Source organism: Rhodoplanes sp. Z2-YC6860 (assembly GCF_001579845.1).
Taxonomy (GTDB): Bacteria; Pseudomonadota; Alphaproteobacteria; order Rhizobiales; family Xanthobacteraceae; genus Z2-YC6860.
In genome coordinates, this window is the sequence record NZ_CP007440.1 from 2,923,897 (window position 1) to 2,949,048 (window position 25,152).

Here is a 25,152-nt window from a genome sequence, read left to right on the forward strand (position 1 = left end):
GAGGCCCACGCTTCCAATCCGATCGTGGAGCAGCTGCATCCGGATAAGTCGCCGCGCCCGGGCCGGTTCCGACCGAAGGTTGAGACAGCAATCAAGACGTTGGTTGGATGTTCCCTGAGGCGGCGACCGTGTTAGCCTCAGCGCCGGGGGACGACGCCAAAAACGAATAATGCCGGCAGGGAGACGATGGGCGAGGGGGCGATTCCGAAACTGGCGGGCGATCCGCAGGGCATTTCCGAAGAGGCGCTGAAGAAGGCCGAAGAGTTCATCGAGGCCGATGAGGGCGCGTTGAACCGGCTGTCCGGCGTTGCCGGCAACGTCACCACCATGATCGCCGTGGTGATGTCGCTGTTTCATCTTTATTGCGCGATCGCGGGCGCCTGGCCGTTCGGCTGGGCGCCGATCGTTCCGACCCAGCCGCTGCGATATGCGCACGTCGCCTTCGTGCTGGTGCTGAGCTTCCTGCTATTCCCGATGTCGATGCGGTTTCGCAATCGCATCCGCTGGTGGGACGTGGTGCTGGGCGTCGCCGGCGCCGCGATCCTGATCTACGCCATCGAGGGCGGCGACGACTTCACCGACCGCGCGACGATGCCGACGCAGCTCGATACGTGGCTCGGTGCGATCTTCATGCTGCTGCTGCTCGAAGCCACGCGGCGCACCACCGGCTGGATCGTGCCGGTCGTCGCGGTGGCGTTCCTGGCTTACGCCTACTTCGGTCCGTACCTGCCGCAGCCCTGGACTCATCGCGGCTTCGATGTCGGCCAGATCGTCGGACAGTTGTTCATCACGCTCGAAGGTATCTTCGGCGTGCCGGTCGACGTGTCGTCGTCGCTGATCATTCTGTTCACTATCTATGGCGCGTTTCTGCAGCATTCCGGTGCCGGAAAATTCTTTATCGATTTTTCCATGGCGCTGATGGGCAACAAGGCCAACAGCGCCGGCCGCACCGTGGTGCTGTCGTCGTTCCTGCTCGGCGGACCGTCGGGCTCGGGCGTCGCCACCACGGTGACGATCGGCGCCGTGGCCTGGCCGATGATGGAGCGCGCGGGCTTCGAGCGGAACGCTGCCGGTGGCCTGCTCGCCGCCGGCGGACTCGGCGCGATCATCTCGCCGCCGGTGCTCGGCGCCGCGGCCTTCCTGATCGCGGAGTTTCTGAAGATCAGCTATCTCGACGTGATCTGGATGGCGACCATCCCGACGCTGCTCTATTACCTCGCGCTGCTCTTCATGGTCGAGCTCGACGCCAAGCGCTTCCAGGCGCAGATGGTGGACACGAGTCAGGGGCTGACGTTGTGGCAGCTGACGCGGCGCTATGGCTTCCACTTCATCTCGCTGATCTCGATCGTCATCTTCATGCTGTGGGGCTATTCGCCGACGCTCGCGGTGTTCTGGTCGATCGTGCTCACCTTCGGCCTGAGCTTCCTCTCCCGCGAGACCGCGATCACGCCGAAGCGACTGGTGAAGACGCTGTCGGACGGCTCGATCCAGGTGCTGACCGCGGCCACTACGTGCGCCACGGCGGGCATCATCGTCGGCGTCGTCACGCTGACGGGACTGGGCCTGAAATTCTCGTCGATCGTGATCGACTATGCGGGCGGCAACCTGCTGCTGACCGCGATCTACACCGCGCTCATCGTCTGGATCGTCGGCCTCGCCGTGCCGGTCACGGCGAGCTACATCATCTGCGCCGTGATCGCGGCGCCCGCCATGACCAAGCTCGGCGTGCCGGACATCGCGGCGCACATGTTCATCTTCTATTACGCCGTGCTCTCGGAAGTCTCGCCGCCGACCGCGCTGTCGCCGTTCGCCGCGGCCGCCATCACCAACGGCGATCCCTACAAGACGACCTTGCAAGCGTGGAAGTACACATTGCCGGCCTTCCTGGTGCCATTCGTGTTCGTGCTCGATCCGCAGGGGCTTGGCCTCCTGCTCAAGATCCCGAAGGATGGCTCGTGGATCGACATCGTGGAAATCACGGTCAAGACCGCGCTGGGCTTGGCTGCGCTTGCGGCCGCCGCCCAGGGCTGGGCGCTGCAACGCACAACGCTGTGGGAGCGTGCGCTGCTGACGCTCTCGGGGCTGCTGCTCGTGTTCCCGAGCCTGATCGAAGCGGTGCTGGAAGCCATCGTCGGCCGCGACCTCAGCTACACCGCGGCATTTGGCTTGCTGATTGCGGCCTTGGTCCTGGTAAAACAGCACATGCAGGCGCCGCCGAAAGCGGCTGCGAGCGGGTGACGCATCCGAAGACAACACCAGAACCAAGACAAAAAGGGAGGATGGATCGAATGAAACGCAGAACTTGGATCGCGGGCGCAATCGCGGGCGCGACGCTGCTCGCAGGCGCGGCGCTCGCCGAGCCGATGAACATCGCGATCGCGACCGGCGGCACGGGCGGCGTCTACTATCCGCTCGGCGGCGGCATGGCGAACATCCTCACCAAATACGTGCCGGGCGCAGCGGCGACTGCGCGTGTCACCGGAGGCTCGGTCGACAACCTCAAGCTGATCGGCTCCAAGCAAAGCGAGATCGCGCTGGTGATGGTCGACGCCGCGCTCGATGCGGTGAAGGGCGAGGACAAGTTCAAAGGCCATCCGGTCGATGCCCGCACCCTGATGGTGCTTTATCCGAACCGCATGCATGTCGTGACCATCGAAGGCCGCGGCATCGAGAAGATGTCGGACCTCAAGGGCAAACGTGTCTCGACCGGCTCTCCCGGCAGCGCCACCGAGGTGATGGCGTTCCGCGTCATCGAGGCGGCGGGCCTCGACAAGGACAAGGACATGAAGCGCGAGAGGCTCGGCGTCGCCGAGTCCACCAACGCGATCAAGGACGGCAAGATCGACGCTTACTTCTGGGTCGGTGGCCTGCCGACTGCGGCGGTGACCGACCTCGGGGCAACGCCTGGCGTCAAGCTCAAGCTGATCGATCACGCCGAGGTGCTCGACAAGATGAACGCCAAGTACGGCGACATCTACAGCGCCGCCGTGATCCCGGCGAAAACCTATCCGGGCCAGGACAAGGACAACAAGATCACCTCGGTGCAGAACATCCTGGTGTCGAACGCTTCGATGTCCGACCAGGTCGCCTACGACATCGTGAAAACGTTCATCGAGCACAAGGCCGATCTGGTCGCGGTGCATGGTGAAGCCGCCGCTATCGATCTTTCGACCCAGGTCATGAAGAATTCGCCGATCCCGTGGCATCCGGGCGCGGTGAAGTACTTCAAGGAAAAGGGCGTGCAGATGTAGCTGCGCGGAGGTTTCAAAACACAGCGGCCGGCCGGTGTACTCATCGGGCCGGCCGTTTCGTTTTTTGTACTGCACTCGTTCCGTTGTTGACGAAGCGTTTACCAGAACGCTTAAGGCGCCGCGCCATTGCTGCGCTTTGCGTTCCGCAAATGTGCGCCAAATGCGCAGGGTTAACGGCTTCGCAAGGTTAATCCGACAATAAAGGAATGCGTCGCATTGGAGCCACTCCGGCGCCAACTCCCGGCGTTTGTATCGATCGCGTTGCGTACCTCCTGTTGTTGCGTCTGTTGCGTGAGCGTTTGAATGGGTGTGTCGCGTAGGAGGCCGAAGGAAGCCAGCGTCTACGCTTCCTTCGGCCTTGGCGTCCTGGTGATGGGTCTGATGCCGAATTCAATCGGCTATCAGGACCTTGCGTCATTGATGGCGCGTCAGCCCGACGTGTCGCAGCGCGCCCGCGCGCACATGCTGGCGTCACCGTTCGGCACCATCCACGCCGCGACTTTCAGCTTTCCGCAGCCGGTCGGCACGTTGATTCCCGAGCCGCCTTTGGCGCGCGTCGCCAGCATCACGGCTGAACCTGCGATCACCGGATCGGTGATGATCGACACCGGCATGCCGATGCAGCTCTATCGGCCGCGTATCGAATTCCCGTCGGTCAACCGTGCGCTCAAGGGCGATCTCCTGGTATCGCGGTCACACGATCCGGCGGTCGGCCGGAGCCGCGACCTGACGCCGGGGAGGGTCAAGACCGTGACCTTCACCAAGCCCAGCGACGCGCCCGCCGAGGTGCTGCCGGTTGCCACGCAGCCCGTTGCCACGGCCCCGGCTGTCGTTGCGCCGCCACAGCCGAAAGCCGATCTCTCGGTCAATCCAGGCTCGTTGACCCCAGCCGATCTGGTGCTCACCCCGGACGCCGAAACCGCGCCGAAATCTCAAACGAACTCCGAGGCGTCGCCCGAGAAAACTGCCGGGCCGGTGATGCTGGCTTCGGCGCCGCCGGAAGCCCGGGATTTCGCGAGCATCGTGTCGCCGTTCAAGGCGACGCTCGATGACAACGCCGCGCAGCGGCTCGGCCGGCTCTATTTCGGCAACAATCCGGTCGGCGATTCCGTTGCGCCCATTCAGCCCTGGCCGATGGACGAAGAGGTGCAGATCGTCACCCCTCCGGCGCACGATCCCGACATCAAGGCTTCGGCTGTGACACCGCCGGCCGCCCAGCCGAAAGCCGTTACGCCAGCCACGAGCAGCGCCGGCGAAACCGTAGCGCCGAAGGGCGAGGTGACCGGCGCAGGCAAGCGGCCGCGCACGCCCGCCGAGCGGCTCGGGCTCGACACCAAGCAGCGCGCTAAGGCCGAGAAGTGTCTCGCCGACGCGGTCTATTTCGAATCCCGCGGCGAGGTGAAGCGCGGCCAGATCGCCGTCGCCCAAGTGGTGATGAACCGCGTGTTCTCCGGCTTCTATCCGAACAATGTGTGCGGTGTGGTCTATCAGAACGCGCATCGCAAACTGGCCTGCCAGTTCACCTTCGCCTGCGACGGCATCCCCGACGTGGTGAAAGAGCCCGACATGTGGACGCAGGCGAAGGAGATCTCGCGCGACATGCTCGACGGCAAGCTGTGGCTGCCCGAGGTCGGACATTCCACCCACTACCATGCTTACTGGGTGCATCCGGCCTGGGTCCGCGAGATGCGGCGCATGCAGAAGATCGGCGTACACAGCTTCTACCGGCCGCGCGCCTGGGGCGATGGCTCCGAGGTGCCGCCGCTCAATCAGTCGATGACGAAGCCGGACGAGACGGTGCAGAAGGCGAAGCTGTAGCCGCACTTCGTTTTACCCTCCCCTGGAGGGTGAGGGTCGCTCGCGAAGCGAGCGGGGTGGGGTGATCCTCTTCGTAAATAAGGCTCACCCCACCCCGCCCGCCTCCGCTTCGCTACGGCGGTCGACCCTCCCCCTCCAGGGGAGGGTGTTCGAGTTCGTTGCACCACTTGCGTCAGCTCTTCAAATAGATCATCCGCTCGACCGCGCGTCGTGCTCTCGCCGCAACGGCTGGATCGACCACAACCTCCTCCTTCATGTTGAGCAGGCTGTCGAGAATCTTCGGCAGCGTGATGCGTTTCATGTGCGGGCAGAGATTGCAGGGCCTCGAAAACTCCACGTCGGGCAATTCGGCCTGCACGTTGTCGGCCATCGAGCATTCGGTGACCAGGACCACGCGCTTCGGCTTGTTCTTGCGCACATAGTCGATCATGTGCGCGGTCGAGCCGGTGAAGTCGGCGGCCGCGATCACGTCCGGCGGGCATTCCGGATGCGCGACGATCTGCACCTGCGGATCGTTGGCGCGGATCAGCGCCAACTCGTCGCCGGTGAAGCGTTCGTGCACCTCGCAGGCGCCCTTCCAGGCGATGATCTTTACCTTGCTCTGCGAGGCCACATACTTCGCGAGATACTGATCCGGGACGAAGATCACCCTGTCGACGCCGAGGCTCTCCACGACCTGCAGCGCGTTCGACGACGTGCAGGTGATGTCGCTCTCGGCCTTCACTTCGGCCGAGGTGTTCACGTAAGTCACCACCGGCACGCCCGGGAAACGCTCGCGCAGCAGCCGCACGTCCTCGCCGGTGATCGCGGAGGCGAGCGAGCAGCCGGCCTTGAGGTCCGGGATCAAGACAGTCTTTTCCGGATTCAAAACCTTCGCGGTCTCGGCCATGAAGTGCACGCCGCACTGCACGATGATGCCGGCCTTCACCTTGGTGGCCTCGCGGGCGAGCTGCAAAGAGTCGCCGACGAAGTCAGCGACGCAGTTGTAGATCTCCGGCGTCTGATAGTTGTGCGCCAGGATGACGGCGTTGCGCTTTTTCTTCAGCGCGTTGATGGCGGCGACGTAGGGCGCGAAGAACGGCCATTCCACCGAGGGCACCACGTTCTTGATGCGCCTGTAGAGATGGGCGGTCGCCTGCTCGACGTCGGCATTCCATTCGAGCGAGGCCGCAGGCAGCGCGCCGAACCTGTCGAGTGCGCCATGGCCCGCGGCGGTGGGCGGGGCGGCGGGCTGCCGGTCGGCGAGGGGGCCTACGGTTTCGAGGATCGGCATGAAAACCTCCATGCGTAGATCTAAATATGCTCATAATGAGCATATTTAGGGGCTAAAAATGTCCGGCATTCAGCCGGCCTTGACCTTCTTATCCTCATTTTGAGCAAAACATATAACGCTTCCCCGCACGGTGCGCCAGTCCCTCGATATCGCCCGGCGGGCATTTCGTCCGATCAGCTATGCATATGCCCGGGAGATCGTTTCCATCACCAACTTTCGTTTGGTGCGCGGCGATAGATCACCAATTATGCCGTGCGCGCCGTTGCGGCGCAGATTCTCGGGGCACGGATTATGTCGACCACTGTTTCGCCTGCGCCAATCAAGCTTGCTGCGTGGCGTACCCCTTGGGTGCTGATTGCCATCGGCTGTGTCATCGCGCTGATTGCCTTTGGTCCACGTTCGGCTGTGGGCCAATTCCTCGCGCCGTTGTCGCTGGACCGCGGCTGGGGCCGCGAGGCGTTTTCGGTCGCGATCGCCATCCAGAACCTGCTGTGGGGCGCGGCGCAGCCGTTCGCCGGCGCATTCGCCGACCGTTTCGGGCCGGTGCGCGTGTTGAGCCTCGGCGCGCTGCTCTATGCGGCGGGCCTCGCCTGGATGTCGCAGGCCACGTCGCTCACCGGTCTCAACATGTCGGCCGGCGTGCTGATCGGCTTCGGCCTTGCCGGCTGCTCGTTCCCGATGGTGATCGGCGCCTTGGGCAAGCTCGTGCCGGACAACTGGCGTCCGCTCGCGTTCGGCGCTGGCACCGCGGCGGGCTCGTTCGGTCAGTTTCTCTATTCACCGATGGCGCATTTGTTCATCGGCCTGTTTTCCTGGCAGACAGCCTTGCTGATCTTCGCTGGAACGCTGCTGCTGGTGCTGCCGCTCTCGCTGATGCTCGCGACGCCTCCGGCGGCTCAAGGCGCCACTGCGGCCAAGACGCAGTCGTCGAGACAGGCGCTGGTCGAAGCCTTCGGTCATCGCAGCTATATCCTTCTGGTGCTGGGCTTCTTCACCTGCGGCTTCCAGCTCGCCTTCGTCACCGTGCATCTGCCGGCCTATCTGGTCGACCGCGGCCTTGGCGCCGATGCCGGCGCCATCACCATCGGCCTGATCGGCCTGTTCAACATCATCGGCTCGCTGACGTCCGGATGGCTGTGCAGCCGCATGCCGAGGCGCTATCTGCTTTCGGTCATCTACTTCGGACGTGCCGCGGCCATCGTGGCGCTGATCCTGCTGCCGGCCAGCAACATTTCGACATGGGTGTTCGGCGCGGTGACCGGACTGCTCTGGTTATCGACCGTGCCGCCGACTTCGGGGCTGGTCGCGCTGATGTTCGGCACACGCTGGCTGACCATGCTGTTCGGGTTCGCCTTTTTCAGCCACCAGGTCGGAGGCTTCCTGGGTGTCCTGCTCGGCGGCATGGCCTACGAGATGACGGGGTCCTATGACGTGGTGTGGTGGCTGTCGGTTTTCTTCGGGGTCGCTTCCGCGGTGATCAACCTGCCGATTGTCGAGAAACCAGTGGCGCGACCTGCGGTTGCCACGGCATAACAGTGGGATGCCGGATCGTCTCTCTGCGTGGCGTACGCCGCTCGTCATTCTATTCTGCGGCTGTCTGATCGGATTGCTGGGCTTCGGCCCGCGTTCGTCCTTCGGCTTTTTTCTCGGGCCGATGTCGAACGCCAATGGCTGGGGCCGCGACGTGTTCGCCCTGGCGCTGGCGATCGAGATGCTGCTGTGGGGCGCGACCCAGCCGTTCGCAGGTGCCTTGGCCGATCGCTTCGGCGCGACCTGGGTGCTGGCGACTGGCGCAATTCTTTACGCCCTGGGCATTGTCTGGATGTCCTATGCCCATACGACACTGGAGCTGCACTTGTCGGCCGGTGTGCTCATCGGCTTGGGTCTTGGTGGTTGTTCGTTCACGCTGGTGCTCGGCGCCTTCGGCAAGCTTCTGCCAGAGGGCTGGCGCACGATCGGTTTCGGTATTGGCACAGCCGCGGGCTCGCTCGGCCAATTGGTGTTCTCGCCGCTGGCCGTCGCGATGATCCGTGGGGTTGGATGGCAGGAAACGCTGTGGGTGTTCGCCGCGGTCCTGCTCCTGATCGTGCCGCTTGCGATGATGATCGCGGCGCCGCGCGGCGGATCGGGCGCGCCGACCCGCCCGCTGGCTGGACAGACAGTCTCGCAAGCTTTGGCCGAAGCGCTCGGGCACAAGAGCTACGTGCTCCTGATCATCGGCTACTTCACCTGCGGCTTTCAGCTGTTCTTCATCACCGTGCATCTGCCGGCTTATCTCGTCGATCGCGGCGTTCCCATCGAAGTTGGCGGCTGGGCGATCGGGCTGATCGGATTGACCAACATCGTAGGCTCGATCTCAGCGGGCTATCTCGTCAAATGGATGCCGCGACGATATCTGCTGTCGCTGATCTATTTCAGCCGATCGGCGGCGATCCTGGCGTTCATTCTTGCGCCCATCAGTACCGCTTCGACACTTCTGTTCAGCGCGGTGATGGGTTTGCTCTGGCTTTCGACCATCCCGCCGACATCGGCGCTGGTCGCTGTCATGTTCGGGCAACGCTGGCTCACCATGCTGCTCGGCGTCGCCTTCTTCAGCCATCAGCTCGGCGGCTTCCTCGGCGTCTGGCTCGGCGGCGTGCTGTTCGAGCGCACCGGCTCCTACGACGTGATCTGGTGGGGCACGATCATGCTGGGTGTCGCGTCGGCGGTCATCAACCTGCCGATCGTGGAAAAGCCCGTGGCGCGGCCCACGGCCGCCGCGGCTTGACGGCTGGTCTCATTGCCAGCTTGCGCGATCATCCCGGCTGGTGAAACTGCATCCATTCAGCCGGGAGCAAGCGTCATGGCAAAGTTCAAAGCCATCGTGGTCGAGAAAGCCGACAAAGGCCAGACCGTCAGTCTGACCGAATTCGACGAAACCAACCTGATGGACGGCGACGTCACCGTTCGCGTCCGCTGGTCCACCATCAACTACAAGGACGGTCTCGCCATCACCGGCAAGTCGCCCGTGGTGCGGCGCTTCCCGATGATCCCGGGCATCGACTTCGCCGGCGAAGTGGAAAGTTCGTCGGATCCCCAATGGAAGCCTGGCGACAAGGTGATCCTCAACGGCTGGGGCACCGGCGAAAGCCACCTCGGTGCCTACGCGCAAAAGTCCCGCGTGAAAGGCTCGTGGCTGGTGCGGCTGCCATCGGGAATGACCGAGCGCGACGCGATGGCGGTTGGCACCGCGGGCTACACCGCGATGCTCGCCGTGATGGCGCTGGAGCGTCACGGTTTGAAGCCTTCAAGCGGAGCGATCCTGGTGACCGGCGCGGTCGGCGGCGTCGGGTCGGTCGCGGTGGCGCTTTTGGCGAAGCTCGGCTTCACCGTGATCGCTTCGACCGGGCGGGCCGAGGAGACGGATTACCTGAAATCACTTGGCGCGGCCGAGGTCATCAATCGAGCCGAACTGACAGTGCCGCCTCGGCCGCTCGCCAAGGAGCGCTGGGCCGGCGGAATTGATTCGGTCGGTTCCACGACTTTGGCCAATGCGCTGTCGATGACCAAATATGGCGGCGCCGTCGCAGCGTGCGGGCTCGCCGGCGGCATGGACCTGCCCGGTAGCGTCGCACCGTTCATTTTGCGCGGAGTGTCGCTTTTGGGCATCGATTCCGTGCAATGTGCGCTGGAACTGCGGACGGAGGCTTGGCGGCGCTTGGCTTCAGACCTTGAGCGCGGCAAACTTCAGCAAATAACCCGGGCAATCGGGCTGAACGAGGTGATTTCCGTCGCCGGAACCATCCTCGAAGGCCGGGTTCGGGGCCGGATCGTGGTCAAAATTGAGTAAACGCGTTCAGAATTTGGCTACGAACGTCGGGCATGATCGTCTGAGTCGTATGGTAAGCGGGCGGTTAACGTCGTAGGTCTGTCGGCACAATGTTGGGGTGGGGTGAAATGATCTCCATGGGTAAGCGGTTGGCGCTGGTGATCGCGGGTCTCGTCTGCACGCTTCCAGCCAAGGCCGATGAGCTGCGGGCAGACGCTGCGCGCTCTTTCATCGCCGGCAAGCACTTCGCCTACAACTGTTTCGATGGCACGACCGGCAATGGCCGCATCTACGCAGATGGCTCGGTTGCGGGTTACATCCAGGTTGGCGGCTCGGGCGCCCGTCGCTACGTGGTGCTGCCATCCGGCACCCTGCAGGTGAAGGGCGACCGCTATTGCGCCTCGCTGCGCGGCGTGCCGTTCGAGCCGTGCTTCAACGTCAACCGCACCAGCGGGGTGAGCTTCCGCGGTGCGATCTCGGGGCTTGGTTTCGCCTACTGCGACTTCACCCGCCGCAGCACCCGCGCCGATCTCACCCATCGGCCGCTCCGCGTGCGGGATGTGCGCGCCGAGGCCGTCCAGCGCGACTGAGTCTCGCAGACTTCCGTGAATGACACGCGCCGCGAAAGCGGCGCGTTGCATTTTGGCGATCAGGCCGGTTTCGTCGGCAAGCTATTGGCCGGCAAGACCTTGGCCGGAAAGATCATGCAGGTCGTCGTGGCGTGGGCGTAGAGCTTGTCGGCGCCGTCCTTCAATGTGCCGTCGGAGGTCGCGACGGTCCGGCCGCGATGGATGACGCGGCCTTCGGCGCGAACCACGCCGGTGTCGTCGCTGATCGGGCGCACCATGTTGAGTTTCAGCTCAAGCGTGGTCCAGGCTTCGCCCTTTTGCAGCGTGGTGAAGATCGCGCAGCCGAGGGCGGAATCGAGCAGCGTCGCGGCGAAGCCACCATGCACCGTGCCGATCGGATTGTAGTGCCGTCGCTCCGGCATGCCGTCGAAGCGGGCGTAGCCTTCTTCGACCTCGGCCAGATGAAATCCCAGCGTCGCGCAGATCGGCGGCTGTGGAACCTCACCCGCAACCATGGCGCTCAGGAACGACAGACCGCTGCGGGCCATGATTTCGTCCTTGCGAAGCAGGCCGAACTTCATGGCTTTCGCCTGTGGTGATTTTGCTGCGCCGTCGAATTCGTCGGCAGCGGCCGCCATGGCGGCGGCAGTCTGCGTCATCCGCGCGCCAAGCGCCGTCGGCGTCAGCGTTGCGCCGTCGCGCGCAAACAGTGATGCGCCGAGTTTTCGCTCGATCTCCGCAAGCCTGTTCATCAAAATTGATTGGTTAATCGCGAGATCGTTCGCCGCTCCAATCGGCGTTTGACGATCAGCGATCGCTTTGACGAGGCGGAAGTCATCCCACGACAGCATTCACGATAACTCCAGGCAGGATCGGTTTCCGGGGACTGCGACATTAACCGTCGAAGCAGAACTGACGCGACGCTGCAGCGCGAATAGCGGATGATGGTTTCAACAGGGAAGCTGCAGAAATGAATTTATTGAGAGCGATTATCGCGAGCCCCCGGCGGGTTGTCTGCGCTGCTTTTGCAATTGGCACGCTCGTCGGTGCGACATTGCCGGCCGAAGCCGGTCGTCAGGTTCATGGCGGTGACGTGGCGCGTTTGTTGACGGGCCGCTCGTTCCGGATCGATTGCGTGGATGGCACGCGCGGGCGTGGCCAGGTCAGCCAAGCCGGTGTGGTCAACGTGCTTTATCGCCGTCCGCAGGAGCAGCGCGAGGAAGCCGATCGCGCCGTGATGCGGGTGCGCGGTGTGGAAATCTGCCTCGCGTGGAAGCAGTTCAACGGCGGTGGTGGCGGCTGCTATCCGGTGTCGGAAGAGGCCGCCGGTCGCTATCGGCTGAGCACCGGTCCGGCCTGGTGCGACATCAGCGCGAAATAGTCGCTTACGAGATCAGCTCGACGGCGGCACCTCGGTCACTCCGGGCGCGGCTGTTGTATTTGCGGCAGGCGGAAACAACAGTCGCTGATAGAGCAGGCCGATGCCGACCAGCACTGCGCCGAGCCCGATGAAGGATAGCGCGCGGAACACGCCGGTGAGGCCCGCCATGTCGACCAGAAATACCTTGCCGACCGTCAGCAGCGTGATCAGCGCCGAAGCAAACCGCGCCGGCTGTGAGCGAAGCGCGATGCCGAACAGCAGCAGCGCCACGCCATAGGCGAGCCACACCACCGAATAGGTGTACTGCTCGGCATTGCCGATGCCGCCGCGCGACAACACCGGCCCCTGATAGACGGTGCGGACCTCGAGCGTCAGATAGCTCAGCATCAGCAGCACCGCGAAGGCCGCGGCGGTGACGCGATAGGCATGGGGCCGCACGTTGCGTGTCGTCAGCGACAGCGCGATGGCGAGCACCGCCGGGATGCCGTAGCCGAGCAGGATCAGGTTGAAGGGACCGCTGCCGACGGATTCGCCCGAGAACAGCGGATTGTCGGCGAGCCAGAGCCCGATCACGATCCCGGCGGCCGTGAGACCCGCGACGATCAGCGCGCCGGCGTTGTGCACGATGCTCCGGGTGCGATGGCGCACATGCTCGAGGCCGATCGCGGTCGCGAAGCCGCCGCAGACTTGCAGCGCGGTTTCGCCGAGCGGGCTGGAGGTGCGGTAGATGTTGCCGCCGTTCATATAATGGCGGATTTCGAGGAACACGGTCAGCACCGTGAACAGGATCGCAGCGCCTTCGACCGTGCGCGTGGGCTGATCGTCGGCGTTTTTGCGCAGGAGATGCCCGCCGAACCAGAAGGCCGCGGCCGGAATGCCGTAGCCATAAAGCAGCCAATTGAAGATCGGCGTGGTGCCGACCTCGTTACCGACGATGCGCGGCTCCCAGACGATGCGGGCCACGACCAGCGCGGTCATCACCGCGGCAAGCCAGCGCAGCATCGGCACCGGGCGCGCGTTGGCGATCCAGGCGATGCCCGGCACCATCAGGGCGAGTGCGACGGTGAGCCAGCCTTTTTCCAGCGAGAAGGTCAGCGCAAGCGCCAACGCTGCCACGGCGCCCGAGGCGTGCAGCGCGCCTGCCGTGACGAGCGTCGGCGTTTGATCGCGCTTGCCGAACTGCTCGGTGGCAAAGGCGTTGAGTGCGGCGAGCAGCAGCGCAAGGCCGGCAAACGGGATCGAGCGCTCGAAGCCTGCGATGCGATAGTAGAGCGCGACCAGCATGACGAGAGGCACTGCGACGCCGCATGCGCTCCACAGCACCGACGCGACCGGGCAGGTGGTGCGCCCCTGTGCGAGATAGCCGAGCCCGCCGAACAGCGCGGCGAAGCCAAAACCCAGGGCGAGATGGGGCACGATATCGTATTGCCAGGGCTGCGGCGCCGCAGCGCCAGCCGGGCCCGCGGGCGCGATCAGAAGATCGACCGCCGGCGCCAGCGCCCAGCGTACGATGACGATGCCGGCAAACACGGCCGCGACCGGGACGGTGCCGGCGGCCGACACCGTGCGCCATGAGATCGCAAGCGTCGCAACGATCATCAGCGTGAAGACCGTGAGCGCCGCGGTGTCGTGGCGGCTCGCCAGCACGAGCAGCAGCGCGCCAAGCAGATAAGCCGCAAGTGTGCCCGACGACACCGGATCGATCTGGCCGGGCACGGGGTCAGGACCGTAGAGCAGGCCGGAGACGAGGATCGTCGCCACCAGGGCAAAGCCCGCGACCACGTGGAACAGGTGCGGCGCCAGTGCATCGACGGTTGTGGGATTGATGCCAGGCAACAGCCAGAAGAAGCCGAAGGCCACGGCGGTCACCGCGAGCCAGAGCCACATGCGCATCCGCGCCAGCGCGAATGCAGCGCCGCTGACGACGGCGAGATAGATGTAGAGCGCCCAGTAGTTCGGCTCGTTGGTGGAAACGAGAAGCGGCGTGACGTATGCGCCGACGAGACCGAGCGCGGCGAGCGCCGGGCCGTGCAACAGAGCCGCGGCGAGCGTTGCCAGCGCAACGATGCCGAGCAGCACAAAGGCCGAGGCCGGGTCGAGGAATCCGTAGAGCGCGTAGGCCGCATAAACGGTGGCGTAAGCGACCGTGGTGCCGGCTGCGGCGAGGATGCTCGGCACGTTCGCGGCGGGAAGTCCCGCGATGCCGGCGATCTGCTCCTTGCGGCGCATCCATTCGCCTGCCGCGATGAGAGCCGCCGCAAGCAGTGCTCCGAAGAAAAGTCGGAGCTTCGGTCCGATCAGTCCGGCGTCGATCGAATATTTGACGAGGAAGATGCCGCCAAGCGCGAGCGCCACGCCGCCGATCCACACGGTCCAGCGCGTGCCGAACTTTTCTTCGAAGCTTTGGGCGGGCGGCTGCGGCGTAGCAGTCGCGACAGCCGGTTGCGGTGCCGCGGCGGGGACCGACGTGGGTGCAGGCTTGGGCTCGGGCGCTGGCTTGGGCGTTTCGGGCTTGGGCGTCTCGGGCGGAGCCGGAGGTTCCGGCGCCGCTTGCACGGTCTCGGGCGGCGGGGCTGCGGCGGGCGCGGTTTGCGGCGGAGATGGCGTTGGCTGCTGTGCCGTGGCCGTGGCTGCGGCCGCCCGCTGCAACAGGTCCGCGACCTTTACCTCGAGCGCGGCGAAGCGCTGCTCCATCGCGCGCAGCCGCTGATTGATATTGACTGCCTTGACCAGCGCCACGATCGCAATGATCGGGATCGCCAGCATCAGCAGCAGTCCAAGCAGGACGAGTGTCATGGAGGCCCCCGGTGGCCTGAATCTAGTCCAGCCGCGCGATGGTCAAAAGCGCGCGAAGGCGCAGCAGGGAGCGCTGCGCTGGTATTGGTCGCGCTGTCCCCAGCAAAAGTTCACGGTGGCCCGTTCAATTGCATGCGGAGGCTGCGGCGAAGGCGGTCTGTTCCCTCTCCCGCTTGCGGGGGAGGGTCAGGGAGGGGGAGCGGCTCGGCCGGTGCTTGCAGTGGCCCCCTCTCCAACTCTCCCCCGCAAGCGGGGGAGAGGGCTCAGCAGCGTGCGCGGCGCGATCATGGCAAAATCGAAAGTCTGAATTGATTACGACCGGCCGCCGAATCTGAGGCCCGGGGCGGGGCGCTCCTGCACCACCTCGCGGCGAAACCGGAACAGCGCCGCCGGCCGGCCGCCGGTCGTGGTCGAGGTCTCTCCCGTGGGCTCGACCAGGGCCGCGGTCTCGACCAGCCGGCGGAAGTTCTGCTTGTGCAGATGCCGGCCGGAAATGGCTTCGACGGTGCGCTGCAATTCGGTCAGCGTGAACTCGTCCGGCAGAAGCTCGAACACCACCGGGCGATATTTGAGCTTGGCGCGCAGCCGCGCGATCGCGGTCGCGACGATGCGGCGATGGTCGAAGCGCATCGGCTCGCCGAGCTTGGGAATTTTGTTCCGTGGAATGGCAGCCTCGCGGCCGTCGCGCCGCGCCTCTTCGACAAGGCCCGCTTCGTAGAGGAGTTCGTAGCGGTCGAGCACCTTCTCTTCGTCCCAGGGCGAGCCGCCGACGCCGAAGCAGTGCCGCAGTCGTTCCTTGCGGCTGAGCGGCCGCTGCGGCTCGGGCTTGCCGCTTTTCGCCCAGTGGTCGAGCAACGGCAGCACCTCGTCGAGAATGGCGGGCTTGGTCTCGCGCCAATCTTCCCAAGGAAAGAACCGGTACCACGGCTCGAAGCTCGCGCCGGCCTGGCGCAGCGCTGCGGCGTTGTCGGACATCCGCGTCAGCGCGAGATAGCCGACCGAGATCATATGGGGCCCGGTGTCGCCGGGATGGGCATGGCGGCCGCGATCGCCGAACGTGTAGAGCTGCTCGACATAGCCGGTGTTGAGGGCGGTCTGCGCCGCGACCCAGGCATGCAGCCCGATCTCGAAGGTGCGATGCGACAGCGGATCGAACGGTCCGAAAGGCAGGCCGGCGCGTATGTCGCGCTCGTGCTTGTCGCTCTTGGGATCGGCAGCAACCAGAATGCGCGGCTCGTCGTCTTCCACCGCAACGATCGCCGCGGTGAGACCGACTTCGATCGGCGTAAGGTGCGCCTCAGCCATCCGCGCCTCTGGTGTCACCGGGGGCTCGCCGCCCGGCCATGGCGCGCACAATGGCTCATTCGAGATCGAGCCGGAAGGGTTCGCCTTCGAGCGCAGGCTTTCCCGGGCCCAGTGCCTCGACGGCCGCGATCATCCGGCCTTTGCGGCCAAGGATGCGGTCGGCGTGCCCGACCAGCATGGTGTTCGGCATGGCGGTGGCAGACGAATCGCGGATCGCGCGGGCGATCGAGGCTTCGTCGCGGTTGGGGTTCAGCGCGCAGGCCGAGATGAACGCGCCCGCGGTCGAGCGGCTGATGCCGGCATAGCAGTGCACCACCAGCGGCGCACGGCGGTCCCAGCGCTGCGCGAACCGGATGAGATCGTGGACGTGCTCTTCGGCCGGATGGATATAGCCGTCCATGGCCGTGGTGATGTCGTCCATGCCGAGAACCAGGTGGTCGGCCTCGGCGACACGGGCCGGCCGTTGCACGCGGTCGATCAGCCGCAGCAGCGTCACAATATGGCTCGCGCCGGTCTCGGTCACGGTGTCGTGCAGACGGGCGAGGGAGCAGACGTGGATCATCAGAAAATCCCAGAATTCAGACGCTGATATAGGGCCGCGTGGGGCCCGACGAAAGCGTCAATTCCGGTTCACCGAGCGGAAGCGCTCCAGAAAGCGTTTTTCCGCGGTCTCTGCGGGCCAGGGCGTCAGGTAGTCGCGCTCGACCGCGGGCGAGAGCTGCGGCGGCACCCCGAAGAAGCGCCGCGCCTCGGCGGCGCTGAAGCCCGCGAGCCGTGTGGCCTCGAGGAACGCCGCGCCGCGGTCGGCGGTCTTGATGATGCGCAACACCTCATCACCGTGCGTCGGCGGCAGGCCGAAGCGCAGATGGATCGCGGCCAGAAGCCGCGCCTCGACGACCTTGTAGGCGCCGCCGATCACCGCCTTGAACGGCGAGATCATGTCGCCGATCACGTATTCGGGTGCGTCGTGAAGCAGCACCGCGAGCCGCGCATTGCGATCGAGGCTCGGCCAACGCGCCCGCGCCACGGTGTCCACGAGCAGCGTGTGCTGCGCGACCGAGAAGATATGCGCGCCCTCGGTCTGGCCGTTCCAGCGCGCCACGCGGGCAAGACCATGGGCGATGTCCTCGATCTCGACGTCGAGCGGCGAGGGGTCGAGGAGATCGAGCCTACGGCCGGACAGCATGCGCTGCCAGGCGCGGGAGGAGGCTTTGCCGGGTGTTTTCGCGGGCGGGCGTGGCAAGGCTTAGCGCGGCCTGTACTGATGAATCGGAAAGAGGAACATGATGGCTATCACAGCCGAGTCGGCTGGGACACGTTACAAGACCCCTGCCGATTTGACAGTGCAGGCTTGCCATGAAGCGCGTCGGTGTTTTCGTGCTGATCGGCCCATTGCTGGGCCTGGTCCTGGTTTTGGTCCTGAGCGCCCGGGTTTCGCCGCCACAACCGAGCATCCACCTGCTGGCGTATTTTCTGTGGTTTGCCTACCTGGCGAGCCTGATCCCTGCGATGGTCTCCGCCGCCGCCGACCTCTGGCTGGCCAACAAAAGCTGGAGGCTTCCCGGCGCCACGGGCGCGGGAGCGGCAGCAGCGGTGATCGAGATGCTGCTGCTGCATGGCCACGTGACAGCGATGCAGTTCCTGGCGTTCGCCCTGTTCGGCGCCGTTCCAGCAGCGGTCTGTTCATGGCTGTCGGCTCAGGCCGAATAGAACGCCGCTACTGTCGTTGCGTCGCCCAAGTCCCGGTCACGGCGTCTTGCGCCGTTGCCCGCGAGTTGCGGTCGAGCCGCAGCGTCAGACAGCAGGCCGAGCCGCCGCTGCGCAGGAAGGCGTCGAGCAACGTCGTCACGACCGTATAGCCGCGCTGCTCCAGAGTCTCGCGGAGCGCCGCGCTGCAGCTCGACATCACGATCACGCGATCGAGGCACACGGCGTTGGCGGCAAACAGTTCGGCGTCGGCGATATCGAGCGCGATCCGGTCGGCCGGCGCGACGCGGAGCTCGATGGCGGCGCGCGCTTCCTCGGTGAACGCGCCCGGGTGATAGATGACGCCGCCACAAGGCAGCGGGCAGAGCGCGGTGTCGAGGTGATAGAAGCTCGGATCGGCGAGATCGAGCGGCACGCAGGCGACGCCGAAGACATCGTCGACCACGCCGGCTGCTCTCTTGTCGGAGCGGAATCCCGCGCCCATCCAGAACAACCCACGCCGGGCATCCCACAGGCAATCGCCGGCGCCTTCCAGCACCACGTCATCGGGCATCGCGATCACCTGGTCGATGAGGCCGCGCGCCCTCAGCGCATGGAAACCCTCGGCATAGATCGGCTCCTCGCGACGGCGCTCGGGGTGACGGAAGCGTGCGAGCAACGCCTTGCCATCGAGCACCACGGCGGCGTTCGCGGTGAAGACGAGATCGGGAAGACCCGACGCAGGCACCAGCACGTCGACGTTCGCGCCGTGGCGGATCAGGGCGCGGTGCAGCCCATCCCATTGCTGCTGCGCCTTGGCGTGCAGCACTTGGCCCGTGGCCGCCCAGGCCTTGGGATCCATCCAGGGATTGATGCTGTAGGTGACCGCGAAATGCTGCGGATTGCACATCAGGTAACGGGGCCGAGGCTTGTCGGCAAGCGTTGCGCGGATGTTCATCGCTGTGCGGTTCGTCCCTCTGCCAGGGCCAGACGAATCGACTCGACTGGCAAGATGCTAGCAGGAAGGCGTCACATGGCAATGAAATGCTGCGCGTCAAGGTTTACACGGGTGCCGTTAATACGAACGAGTCTGAAGACCGTTCGCTGAATTCCGCGGTAGTGTGGACGTCAAACCGGACTCAACATGCCGTTCCGAGAAATAAAAGGATTCGACAGCGAGACGCTTCGCCAGATGACGCAGGCATTCGATGCTGCCTGTGTGCGCCTTGGGCTTCGCGCCGACGATCCCGAGAGGGACGAGCTGGCCAAGGTCATCGTCGAGCTGGCTTGGCGCGGTGAACGCGATCCGGCGATGCTGTTCGCGCGGGCGATCGAAGCTTCGGAGAATGATTTCGAGCTCTGAGCGCCACCCTAGTGAGGGCGTCCATCGCCGAGTGCCTGTTCCATCGCAAGCGCTTCTGTCAGGTCGGCGCATGGAACTGCGGTGGTGCTGATCTTCGCCAAGGCCTCGTCGGTGGCTCCCACCACGAGGCTTTTTCCTTTGATGATGTGCAAATCCCACCCTCTGGGAGAACTGTCTGGAAATAGCGCAAAGACGATCTCGTGCGCCGCAATGACCTTCCTCAGCGCGTCGGCAGGCACAAGGGATTGCGCGAAAGTCCTCAGGTTCTCTTTGGCCATGCGGGCCAGTTCGGCATGCGTCACTTTGTGCTCCGGGCGGTCCGGGAACGACCTCACAGGTTCGGCGTTGGCTGTCTTGGTAAAGGGAGTTCCACAATGCTCGAAGCACGCAAAGTGCCAAAACAAATCAAAACGGCTGAGGGCCAAGCCGCCATCCGTGAATTGATTACGGTTCTGGACAGGCTTTTCAAGAAAAACGAGCGGCTGAAGAGCTTGGCGACTGTCAGGAAAAGGGCCCACTGACCCCTATCCATTTTCTTTGAGGTTCTGAGCATCCGCCTCGGCAGGCTGGGTGCTCAACCATGGCCTGCTACTTCCGCTTCTTCATCTTCCCGACCAATTCGTGACAATGACACTTCACCAGGTGGTCGTTGACCATGCCGACCGCCTGCATGAACGCATAGACAATGGTCGGGCCGACGAACTTGAAGCCTCGCTTGGCGAGGTCCTTGGAAATCGTCCGTGACAGCTCGGTCTCGGCCGGCACGTCTTTGGTGTCGCGGAATTTGTTCACCTGCGGCTTGCCGTCGAGATAGTCCCACAGCAGCGCCGAGAAGCCCGGGCCTTTTTCCATCGCATCGAGATAAGCCCGTGCCGACAGCACCGCGCCCTCGATCTTGAGCTTGTTGCGGACGATGCCGGCGTCCTCCATCAGCTTGGCCTTCTTGCGTGCGTCGTAGCGCGCGATCTTCGCCGGCTCGAAGCCGTCGAAGGCCTTCCGGAAGTTTTCTCGCTTGCGCAGGATGGTGATCCAGGAGAGGCCGGCCTGAAAGCCGTCAAGCATCAGCTTCTCGTAGAGCGCGCGGTCGTCGTATTCCGGCACGCCCCATTCGTCGTCGTGATAGGCGACGTAAAACGCATCGTCCTTGCCGGGCCAGGGGCAGCGATGCAGTCCATCGGTGTGCAGCAATGCTCCGGCCATCAGACCTTCTCCCCCGGCCAATCGAACGTGGCCCAGTCCGGCTTGCGCGGCTCGAGCGCGATGCCGCCGGCGACGAGCGTCGTGCCCGCCGCCTGCGCGTCGGCGAGGCGGTCGAGCCGCAGCATTGCGAGCGCCATGTTGCCCCAGCCGGCACCCGTGGTGCCGATCTGTTTGTCGCCTGCCATTACGGGCAGGCCGGCCTCCGGGGCGAACGCGCCATCCACGTCGACCGGCACGATCCGCGTGCGGGCTGAGCCACGATGCTCCATGCGCGACACCACCTCCTGGCCGACGTAACAGCCCTTGTCGAAGTCGACACCGGAGAGCTGATCCATGTCGGTCTCGTGCGGAAAGGCGTCGCCATAGATGAAGTCGGCGCCGCCGCGCGGCACGCCGAGCGAGATGCGATGCTCCTCGTAGTCGAGCCCGTCGACGAGCTCGGCGCCGAGCTCGGCCGCAGCTTCTTTGTCGAGATGCGGCGGCAGCATGATGCGTTGGCCGAGTCCGGGGAGCCGCGGGTCCGTGTAGACCAGGCCGTAGTCGGTGTCGGCTCTCTTGGTGTCGTTTTGGCCGTCCCACACCGCCATGACGCCGAGCACCTCCGACAGATCCTCGCAGATGACCTTGGCGCGCAGCTTGTAGAAGTTGAGCTTCTTGACGAAGTCGAACGCCAGCGCTTTCGGACAGTCGAGGAAGAAGCCGCCGCCGTCGTCGGCCGGCGCCTCGGCCACGATGCAATCGACGATGATCTTGCCCTGCGGCGTCAGCAGCGCGCCAAAGCGCGCCTGCTCCGGCGTGACCTTGGTGACATCGGTGGTGAGCATCCCGTTGAGGAAGGTTCGGGCGTCGTCACCGGTCACCTTGACCACGCCGCGGTCGGGGAGAAGTGCCGCTTTCATGCGATTCCTTGTTGCCACGGCAAACGTAAGCCGCTGATGTGGGTCGCTCAAGGGCGCGGATTGGAATAGGTACAGCCCGGGAAATCCAGCAGTCAGCAGGGCGTAATGGCAGGCGGGTTCGATCTCATTCTCAAAGGCGGCACGGTCGTCAATCAGGATGGCGAGGGGGTGCGAGATCTTGCCATTTCGGGCGGCCGGATCGCCGCGATCGGCGACGTCGGCGCGTCAGCGGCCGAGGTGATCGACTGCCGCGGTCTGCACATTCTGCCCGGTGTGATCGACAGCCATGTGCATTTCCGTGAGCCCGGCCTGACCCACAAGGAGGACCTGGAAACCGGCTCGCGCGGCGCGGTGCTGGGCGGCGTCACCGCGGTGTTCGAGATGCCCAACACCGATCCGACCACGACCAGCGCGCAAGCGCTCGCCGCCAAGGTGGCAAGCGGGCACCACCGCATGCATTGCGACTTCGCGTTCTATGTCGGCGCCACCCGCGAGAACACCCACGAGCTTGGCGAGCTCGAGCGGCTCCCCGGAGCCTGCGGCGTCAAGGTGTTCATGGGCTCGTCGACCGGCTCGCTGCTCATCGAAGACGATGACGGCGTGCGCAATGTGCTGAAGGCGATCCGCCGCCGCGCCGCGTTCCATTCCGAGGACGAGTACCGGCTGCGCGAGCGCATGCCTCTTCGGGTCGAAGGCGATCCGTCTTCGCACCCAGTGTGGCGCGATGCCACCGCGGCGCTGATGTGCACGCAGCGGCTTGTCCGGCTGGCACGAGAGACCGGCAAGCGCGTGCATGTGCTGCATGTCACAACGAAGGAGGAGGCGGCGTACCTCGCCGAGCACAAGGATGTGGCGTCCTGCGAAGCGACCCCTTCGCATCTGACGCTGGCCGCGCCCGACTGCTACCAGCGGCTCGGCACGCTCGCGCAACTCAATCCACCGATCCGCGATGCTTCGCATCGCGACGGCATCTGGCGCGGCCTCGCCCAAGGCGTGATCGACACCATCGGTTCGGATCATTCGCCGCACACCCGCGAAGAGAAGGCGCATCCCTATCCCAAGACTCACTCGGGCATGACCGGCGTGCAGACACTGGTTCCGGTGATGCTCGACCACGTCAATGCAGGGAGGCTGTCGCTCGCCCGCTTCGTCGATCTCACCAGCGCCGGTCCCGCCCGGGTCTACGGCATCGCCCGCAAGGGCCGGATCGCTGCGGGTTATGACGCCGATCTGACGGTGGTCGATCTCAAGCGCCGCGAGCCCATCACCGATCGTTGGATCGCCTCCCGCGTGGGGTGGACCCCTTACAATAATACCAGCGTGACGGGCTGGCCGGTCGGAACCTTCGTCCGGGGCTACAAGGTCATGTGGCAGGGCGAGCTCATGCAACCGTCGATTGGTGAGGCGGTGGTGTTTGGAGAAGCTCTGACTCCGCAGAGTTAGCGTTTATTCCCGCTTTATTTCACAAAAATTGATTGCCTTTTTGCGTCGCGAAATACAACTTGCCTTTGCAAATCGTCGGGGGGAGGAGCGGCGCGCGATGGCGCGGACGTCTCCCGCCGGTCGTCAGTGCGTTACGCGGCGGGGCCACGACCTTCTGAATGACTGACGAGTTTGTCTCCCTCAAGCTGATGATCGTGTCGGAGGACGCGGCGGAGCGTGAGCTCATCCGGCGCGGCGTCTCCGACGCTTCCATTCCGGTCGACATCTCCGAGGTCAAAGCTGCCCGTGACGAGACGACCGCCTGCCGCCTTCTGGCTCAGGCGGAGCATGACGTGGTGCTGTTCGACGAGCGGATGCCTTCCGGCCGTCAGCATGCGCTGCTTGAAGCGGTGCGGGCGACGCCAGGCCATCCGCTGGCCGTCATGCTGGGGCAGGGAGACGCCGCCGATCGTTGTGACGCCTTGATCGCCAAGCCAATCGACCATCCGCAGGTTTCGGAGGTGATCGGCGATTGCATCGCAGTGCGTCTGCCGAAGCGTGTGTTGATCGTCGACGACTCCGCCGCCGTGCGCAGCGTGATCCAGAAGGTTCTGAACGGCAGCCGGTTCCGCATTCACGCCGACGAGGCCGACGGCTATGCGGTCGCGGTCGAAAAGTTCAAAGCGCGCCGGTTCGACGTGGTGATCCTCGATTGCGACATGTCCGGCAAGGATGGCTTCGAAACGCTCGCGGAACTCAGGAAGGTCCGCGGGGACGCCAAGATCCTGATGACTGCCGAGACGCACGACACCGCCATGGAAAAGCGCGCCCGCAGCAATGGCGCCGGCGATTTCCTCACCAAGCCGTTTTTTGCCAAGGACGTCGATGTGGCGTTCAGCAGGCTGCTGGGGCTTAGGCAGATCCGCTGGCGCTGATGGCTTCCGCTACTGCGGAGTCTGGTCGAGTGTGAACTCGCCGTTGCGGATGCGGTTGGACAGCGTATCGGCATATTTCGCCGCAGCTTCCTCGCCATAGACGCCCACGAGTTCGGCAAAGGCCGCGAACAGACACGTCATCGCCATGCAGTCATCGTCGATGCCATCGAGACGCGCCTCGGCCCACGCTTCCTGCACATAGCCGAGCGCAGCCATTTTCTGTTCGCTCTCGGGCGAAGCCTCTCGGCCAGAGTCGGTCGGTCCCACTGTATGCATGCTCTAATAATGGCGAGAACGCGCCATCCGCTGCCGTATCCAGGTGCACGCTAGCACGCGTCATCGCCGCGGGCGGAGCGTAAGTGACGAAACGGTTAATTTGCGCGGTTAATTGTGGGGATTGCGGTATACGCGCCGCGTCTGTCAGTCGACTTTCGCTCCCGACACGCGGACCACCTCGGCCCATTTTCCGGAGTCGGCCTTGATCACGTCGGCGAAGTGCTCCGGTGTGCCGCCGATCGCCACGCCGCCTTCAAGCGCGATCTTCTCGCGGACGCTTGGCGTGCCAAGCTCGGCGTTGATCGCGGCGTTGAGCGTGTTGACGATCGGGCGCGGGGTTCCCGCAGGAACCAGCACGCCGTACCACGTTGTGGCGACGAAGTTCGGCAGTCCCTGCTCGGCGACGGTCGGCACATCCGGCAGCGCCTCGCTGCGCCTGGCGCTGGTGACGGCGAGCGCCCTGAGATCGCCGCTCCTGATCTGCGCGATGACCGAGGCGAGCGATCCGATCAGGACCTGCGTCTGGCCCGAGATCGTGTCGATCGCCGCCTGCGATGCGCCTCGGTAGGGCACGTGCTGCAGGTCGATCTTTGAGGTCTGCTTGATCAGCTCGCCGGCGAGGTGTGACACCGTGCCTTTTCCGGGCGTCGCAAAGGTGATCTCGCCGGGCTTCGCCTTCGCGGCGCCGATCAGGTCCTGCAGCGACTTCAACGGACTGCCGGAGCGCACCAGCAGAACCACCGGAAGCTCGGCGACGAGGACCACCGGCGCGAACTCCTTCTGCGGGTCGTAGGGCAGCTTTGAATAGAGCGCCGGATTGATCACGAGATTGGAGGTCTGCCCCATCACCATGGTGTAGCCGTCGTGCGGCGACTTCGCCGCCGCATTGGCGCCGATGTTGCCGCCGGCCCCGCCCACATTCTCGACGAAGATCGACCACTTGCGCGTCTCGGTCAGGCGCTGCGCGATGACGCGCGACAGGATGTCGGTCCCGCCGCCGGCCGGGAACGGCACGATGAATTTGATCGGTTTCGAACCCGGCCAGTCCTGCGCGGCCGCGGGCGATGCCGTGGTGCCGAGCGCGGCAAGCCCGAGCACGAGAAGCATCGCAGTGCGGTTCGAGGCCTGGGGGCGCGAGCGTGCACCGGTCATGGCGTTTTCCTCTTCATC

At 64.8% G+C, this 25,152-nt stretch carries 24 protein-coding genes; 12 read left to right on the forward strand and 12 right to left on the reverse strand.

Going from position 1 to position 25,152, the window contains the following annotated elements; translation table 11 throughout:
* Positions 1-186 precede the first annotated feature (186 nt).
* The 3 genes from RHPLAN_RS13510 (at position 187) to RHPLAN_RS13520 (ending at position 5,069) form a co-directional block, all read left to right on the forward strand.
* Positions 187-2,238 (forward strand): TRAP transporter permease, encoded by a 2,052-nt coding sequence (locus tag RHPLAN_RS13510; protein WP_068018592.1) that lies wholly within the window; start codon positions 187-189, stop codon positions 2,236-2,238.
* A 50-nt stretch (positions 2,239-2,288) separates the two neighbouring features.
* The gene (locus tag RHPLAN_RS13515; RefSeq protein ID WP_068018595.1) at positions 2,289-3,251 is read left to right on the forward strand and encodes a TAXI family TRAP transporter solute-binding subunit; all 963 of its coding nucleotides are present in this window, start codon (positions 2,289-2,291) and stop codon (positions 3,249-3,251) included.
* 303 nt (positions 3,252-3,554) lie between these two features.
* On the forward strand, positions 3,555-5,069 hold the full coding sequence (locus RHPLAN_RS13520) for a cell wall hydrolase (RefSeq protein WP_068018598.1): 1,515 nt from the start codon (positions 3,555-3,557) through the stop codon (positions 5,067-5,069).
* A gap of 172 nt (positions 5,070-5,241) precedes the next feature.
* Here the strand turns inward: RHPLAN_RS13520 and nadA are convergent, their stop codons facing one another.
* Positions 5,242-6,342, reverse strand: a complete 1,101-nt coding sequence (gene nadA, locus RHPLAN_RS13525) for a quinolinate synthase NadA (protein WP_068031142.1) — start codon at positions 6,340-6,342, stop codon at positions 5,242-5,244.
* 291 nt (positions 6,343-6,633) lie between these two features.
* Between nadA and RHPLAN_RS13530 the strand changes: the two genes are divergently transcribed.
* From RHPLAN_RS13530 to RHPLAN_RS13545, 4 genes are all read left to right on the forward strand, one after another.
* Complete coding sequence (locus RHPLAN_RS13530; RefSeq protein WP_068018601.1) at positions 6,634-7,875, forward strand: MFS transporter; 1,242 nt, start codon at positions 6,634-6,636, stop codon at positions 7,873-7,875.
* A 7-nt stretch (positions 7,876-7,882) separates the two neighbouring features.
* A complete protein-coding gene (locus RHPLAN_RS13535) occupies positions 7,883-9,109 on the forward strand; it encodes an MFS transporter (RefSeq protein WP_068018604.1) in 1,227 nt (408 codons plus the stop codon).
* A 75-nt stretch (positions 9,110-9,184) separates the two neighbouring features.
* Positions 9,185-10,171: an acrylyl-CoA reductase (NADPH) gene (gene acuI / locus RHPLAN_RS13540; protein ID WP_068018607.1), complete on the forward strand. Its 987-nt coding sequence runs from the start codon at positions 9,185-9,187 to the stop codon at positions 10,169-10,171.
* A gap of 116 nt (positions 10,172-10,287) precedes the next feature.
* Positions 10,288-10,740: a hypothetical protein gene (locus RHPLAN_RS13545; RefSeq protein ID WP_068031145.1), complete on the forward strand. Its 453-nt coding sequence runs from the start codon at positions 10,288-10,290 to the stop codon at positions 10,738-10,740.
* A gap of 59 nt (positions 10,741-10,799) precedes the next feature.
* Here RHPLAN_RS13545 and RHPLAN_RS38375 read toward each other — a convergent pair whose 3' ends face one another.
* A complete protein-coding gene (locus RHPLAN_RS38375) occupies positions 10,800-11,570 on the reverse strand; it encodes a hotdog fold thioesterase (RefSeq protein WP_084244842.1) in 771 nt (256 codons plus the stop codon).
* Between the two features lie 119 nt (positions 11,571-11,689).
* Here RHPLAN_RS38375 and RHPLAN_RS13555 point away from each other — a divergent pair, with 119 nt between their 5' ends.
* Positions 11,690-12,100 (forward strand): hypothetical protein, encoded by a 411-nt coding sequence (locus tag RHPLAN_RS13555; RefSeq protein ID WP_157100250.1) that lies wholly within the window; start codon positions 11,690-11,692, stop codon positions 12,098-12,100.
* Positions 12,101-12,112: 12 nt separating this feature from the next.
* Here the strand turns inward: RHPLAN_RS13555 and RHPLAN_RS13560 are convergent, their stop codons facing one another.
* The 4 genes from RHPLAN_RS13560 to RHPLAN_RS13575 all read right to left on the reverse strand — a co-directional run bounded on the left by RHPLAN_RS13560 (position 12,113) and on the right by RHPLAN_RS13575 (position 17,387).
* A complete protein-coding gene (locus tag RHPLAN_RS13560; RefSeq protein WP_068018613.1) occupies positions 12,113-14,896 on the reverse strand; it encodes a DUF2339 domain-containing protein in 2,784 nt (927 codons plus the stop codon).
* A 312-nt stretch (positions 14,897-15,208) separates the two neighbouring features.
* A complete protein-coding gene (locus tag RHPLAN_RS13565) occupies positions 15,209-16,201 on the reverse strand; it encodes an NUDIX hydrolase (protein WP_068018616.1) in 993 nt (330 codons plus the stop codon).
* Between the two features lie 55 nt (positions 16,202-16,256).
* On the reverse strand, positions 16,257-16,763 hold the full coding sequence (locus tag RHPLAN_RS13570; protein ID WP_068018617.1) for a tyrosine phosphatase family protein: 507 nt from the start codon (positions 16,761-16,763) through the stop codon (positions 16,257-16,259).
* Between the two features lie 57 nt (positions 16,764-16,820).
* The gene (locus RHPLAN_RS13575) at positions 16,821-17,387 is read right to left on the reverse strand and encodes an HD domain-containing protein (protein ID WP_068018620.1); all 567 of its coding nucleotides are present in this window, start codon (positions 17,385-17,387) and stop codon (positions 16,821-16,823) included.
* 170 nt (positions 17,388-17,557) lie between these two features.
* On the opposite strand from RHPLAN_RS13575, the gene RHPLAN_RS13580 reads away from it, so the two are divergent.
* Positions 17,558-17,911 carry a hypothetical protein gene (locus RHPLAN_RS13580; RefSeq protein ID WP_068018622.1) on the forward strand — a complete coding sequence of 118 codons (354 nt, stop codon included), beginning with the start codon at positions 17,558-17,560 and terminating at the stop codon, positions 17,909-17,911.
* 7 nt (positions 17,912-17,918) lie between these two features.
* On the opposite strand, the gene RHPLAN_RS13585 is transcribed toward RHPLAN_RS13580, so the two are convergent.
* A complete protein-coding gene (locus tag RHPLAN_RS13585; RefSeq protein ID WP_068018625.1) occupies positions 17,919-18,845 on the reverse strand; it encodes a dimethylarginine dimethylaminohydrolase family protein in 927 nt (308 codons plus the stop codon).
* A 186-nt stretch (positions 18,846-19,031) separates the two neighbouring features.
* Here RHPLAN_RS13585 and RHPLAN_RS13590 point away from each other — a divergent pair, with 186 nt between their 5' ends.
* Positions 19,032-19,250, forward strand: a complete 219-nt coding sequence (locus RHPLAN_RS13590) for a hypothetical protein (protein WP_068018627.1) — start codon at positions 19,032-19,034, stop codon at positions 19,248-19,250.
* A gap of 8 nt (positions 19,251-19,258) precedes the next feature.
* Here the strand turns inward: RHPLAN_RS13590 and RHPLAN_RS39325 are convergent, their stop codons facing one another.
* The 3 genes from RHPLAN_RS39325 to ygfZ all read right to left on the reverse strand — a co-directional run bounded on the left by RHPLAN_RS39325 (position 19,259) and on the right by ygfZ (position 21,349).
* The gene (locus tag RHPLAN_RS39325; RefSeq protein ID WP_157100251.1) at positions 19,259-19,768 is read right to left on the reverse strand and encodes a hypothetical protein; all 510 of its coding nucleotides are present in this window, start codon (positions 19,766-19,768) and stop codon (positions 19,259-19,261) included.
* A 70-nt stretch (positions 19,769-19,838) separates the two neighbouring features.
* The gene (locus RHPLAN_RS13600) at positions 19,839-20,450 is read right to left on the reverse strand and encodes a DNA-3-methyladenine glycosylase I (protein WP_068018630.1); all 612 of its coding nucleotides are present in this window, start codon (positions 20,448-20,450) and stop codon (positions 19,839-19,841) included.
* Positions 20,450-21,349, reverse strand: coding sequence for a CAF17-like 4Fe-4S cluster assembly/insertion protein YgfZ (gene ygfZ / locus RHPLAN_RS13605; RefSeq protein ID WP_068018631.1), 900 nt, complete (start codon positions 21,347-21,349; stop codon positions 20,450-20,452). The genes RHPLAN_RS13600 and ygfZ overlap by 1 nt, the downstream gene beginning before the upstream one ends.
* A gap of 105 nt (positions 21,350-21,454) precedes the next feature.
* Between ygfZ and RHPLAN_RS13610 the strand changes: the two genes are divergently transcribed.
* Together RHPLAN_RS13610 and RHPLAN_RS13615 are read left to right on the forward strand one after the other, a co-directional pair.
* Positions 21,455-22,792: a dihydroorotase gene (locus tag RHPLAN_RS13610; RefSeq protein WP_068018633.1), complete on the forward strand. Its 1,338-nt coding sequence runs from the start codon at positions 21,455-21,457 to the stop codon at positions 22,790-22,792.
* Positions 22,793-22,950: 158 nt separating this feature from the next.
* Positions 22,951-23,706 (forward strand): response regulator, encoded by a 756-nt coding sequence (locus RHPLAN_RS13615; protein WP_068018636.1) that lies wholly within the window; start codon positions 22,951-22,953, stop codon positions 23,704-23,706.
* Between the two features lie 9 nt (positions 23,707-23,715).
* Here RHPLAN_RS13615 and RHPLAN_RS13620 read toward each other — a convergent pair whose 3' ends face one another.
* Both RHPLAN_RS13620 and RHPLAN_RS13625 read right to left on the reverse strand, forming a co-directional pair.
* Entirely contained in the window at positions 23,716-23,982 is a 267-nt protein-coding gene (locus RHPLAN_RS13620) for a hypothetical protein (protein WP_068018640.1), read from the reverse strand.
* A gap of 144 nt (positions 23,983-24,126) precedes the next feature.
* Positions 24,127-25,134, reverse strand: coding sequence for a Bug family tripartite tricarboxylate transporter substrate binding protein (locus RHPLAN_RS13625; RefSeq protein WP_198164911.1), 1,008 nt, complete (start codon positions 25,132-25,134; stop codon positions 24,127-24,129).
* Positions 25,135-25,152 lie beyond the last annotated feature (18 nt).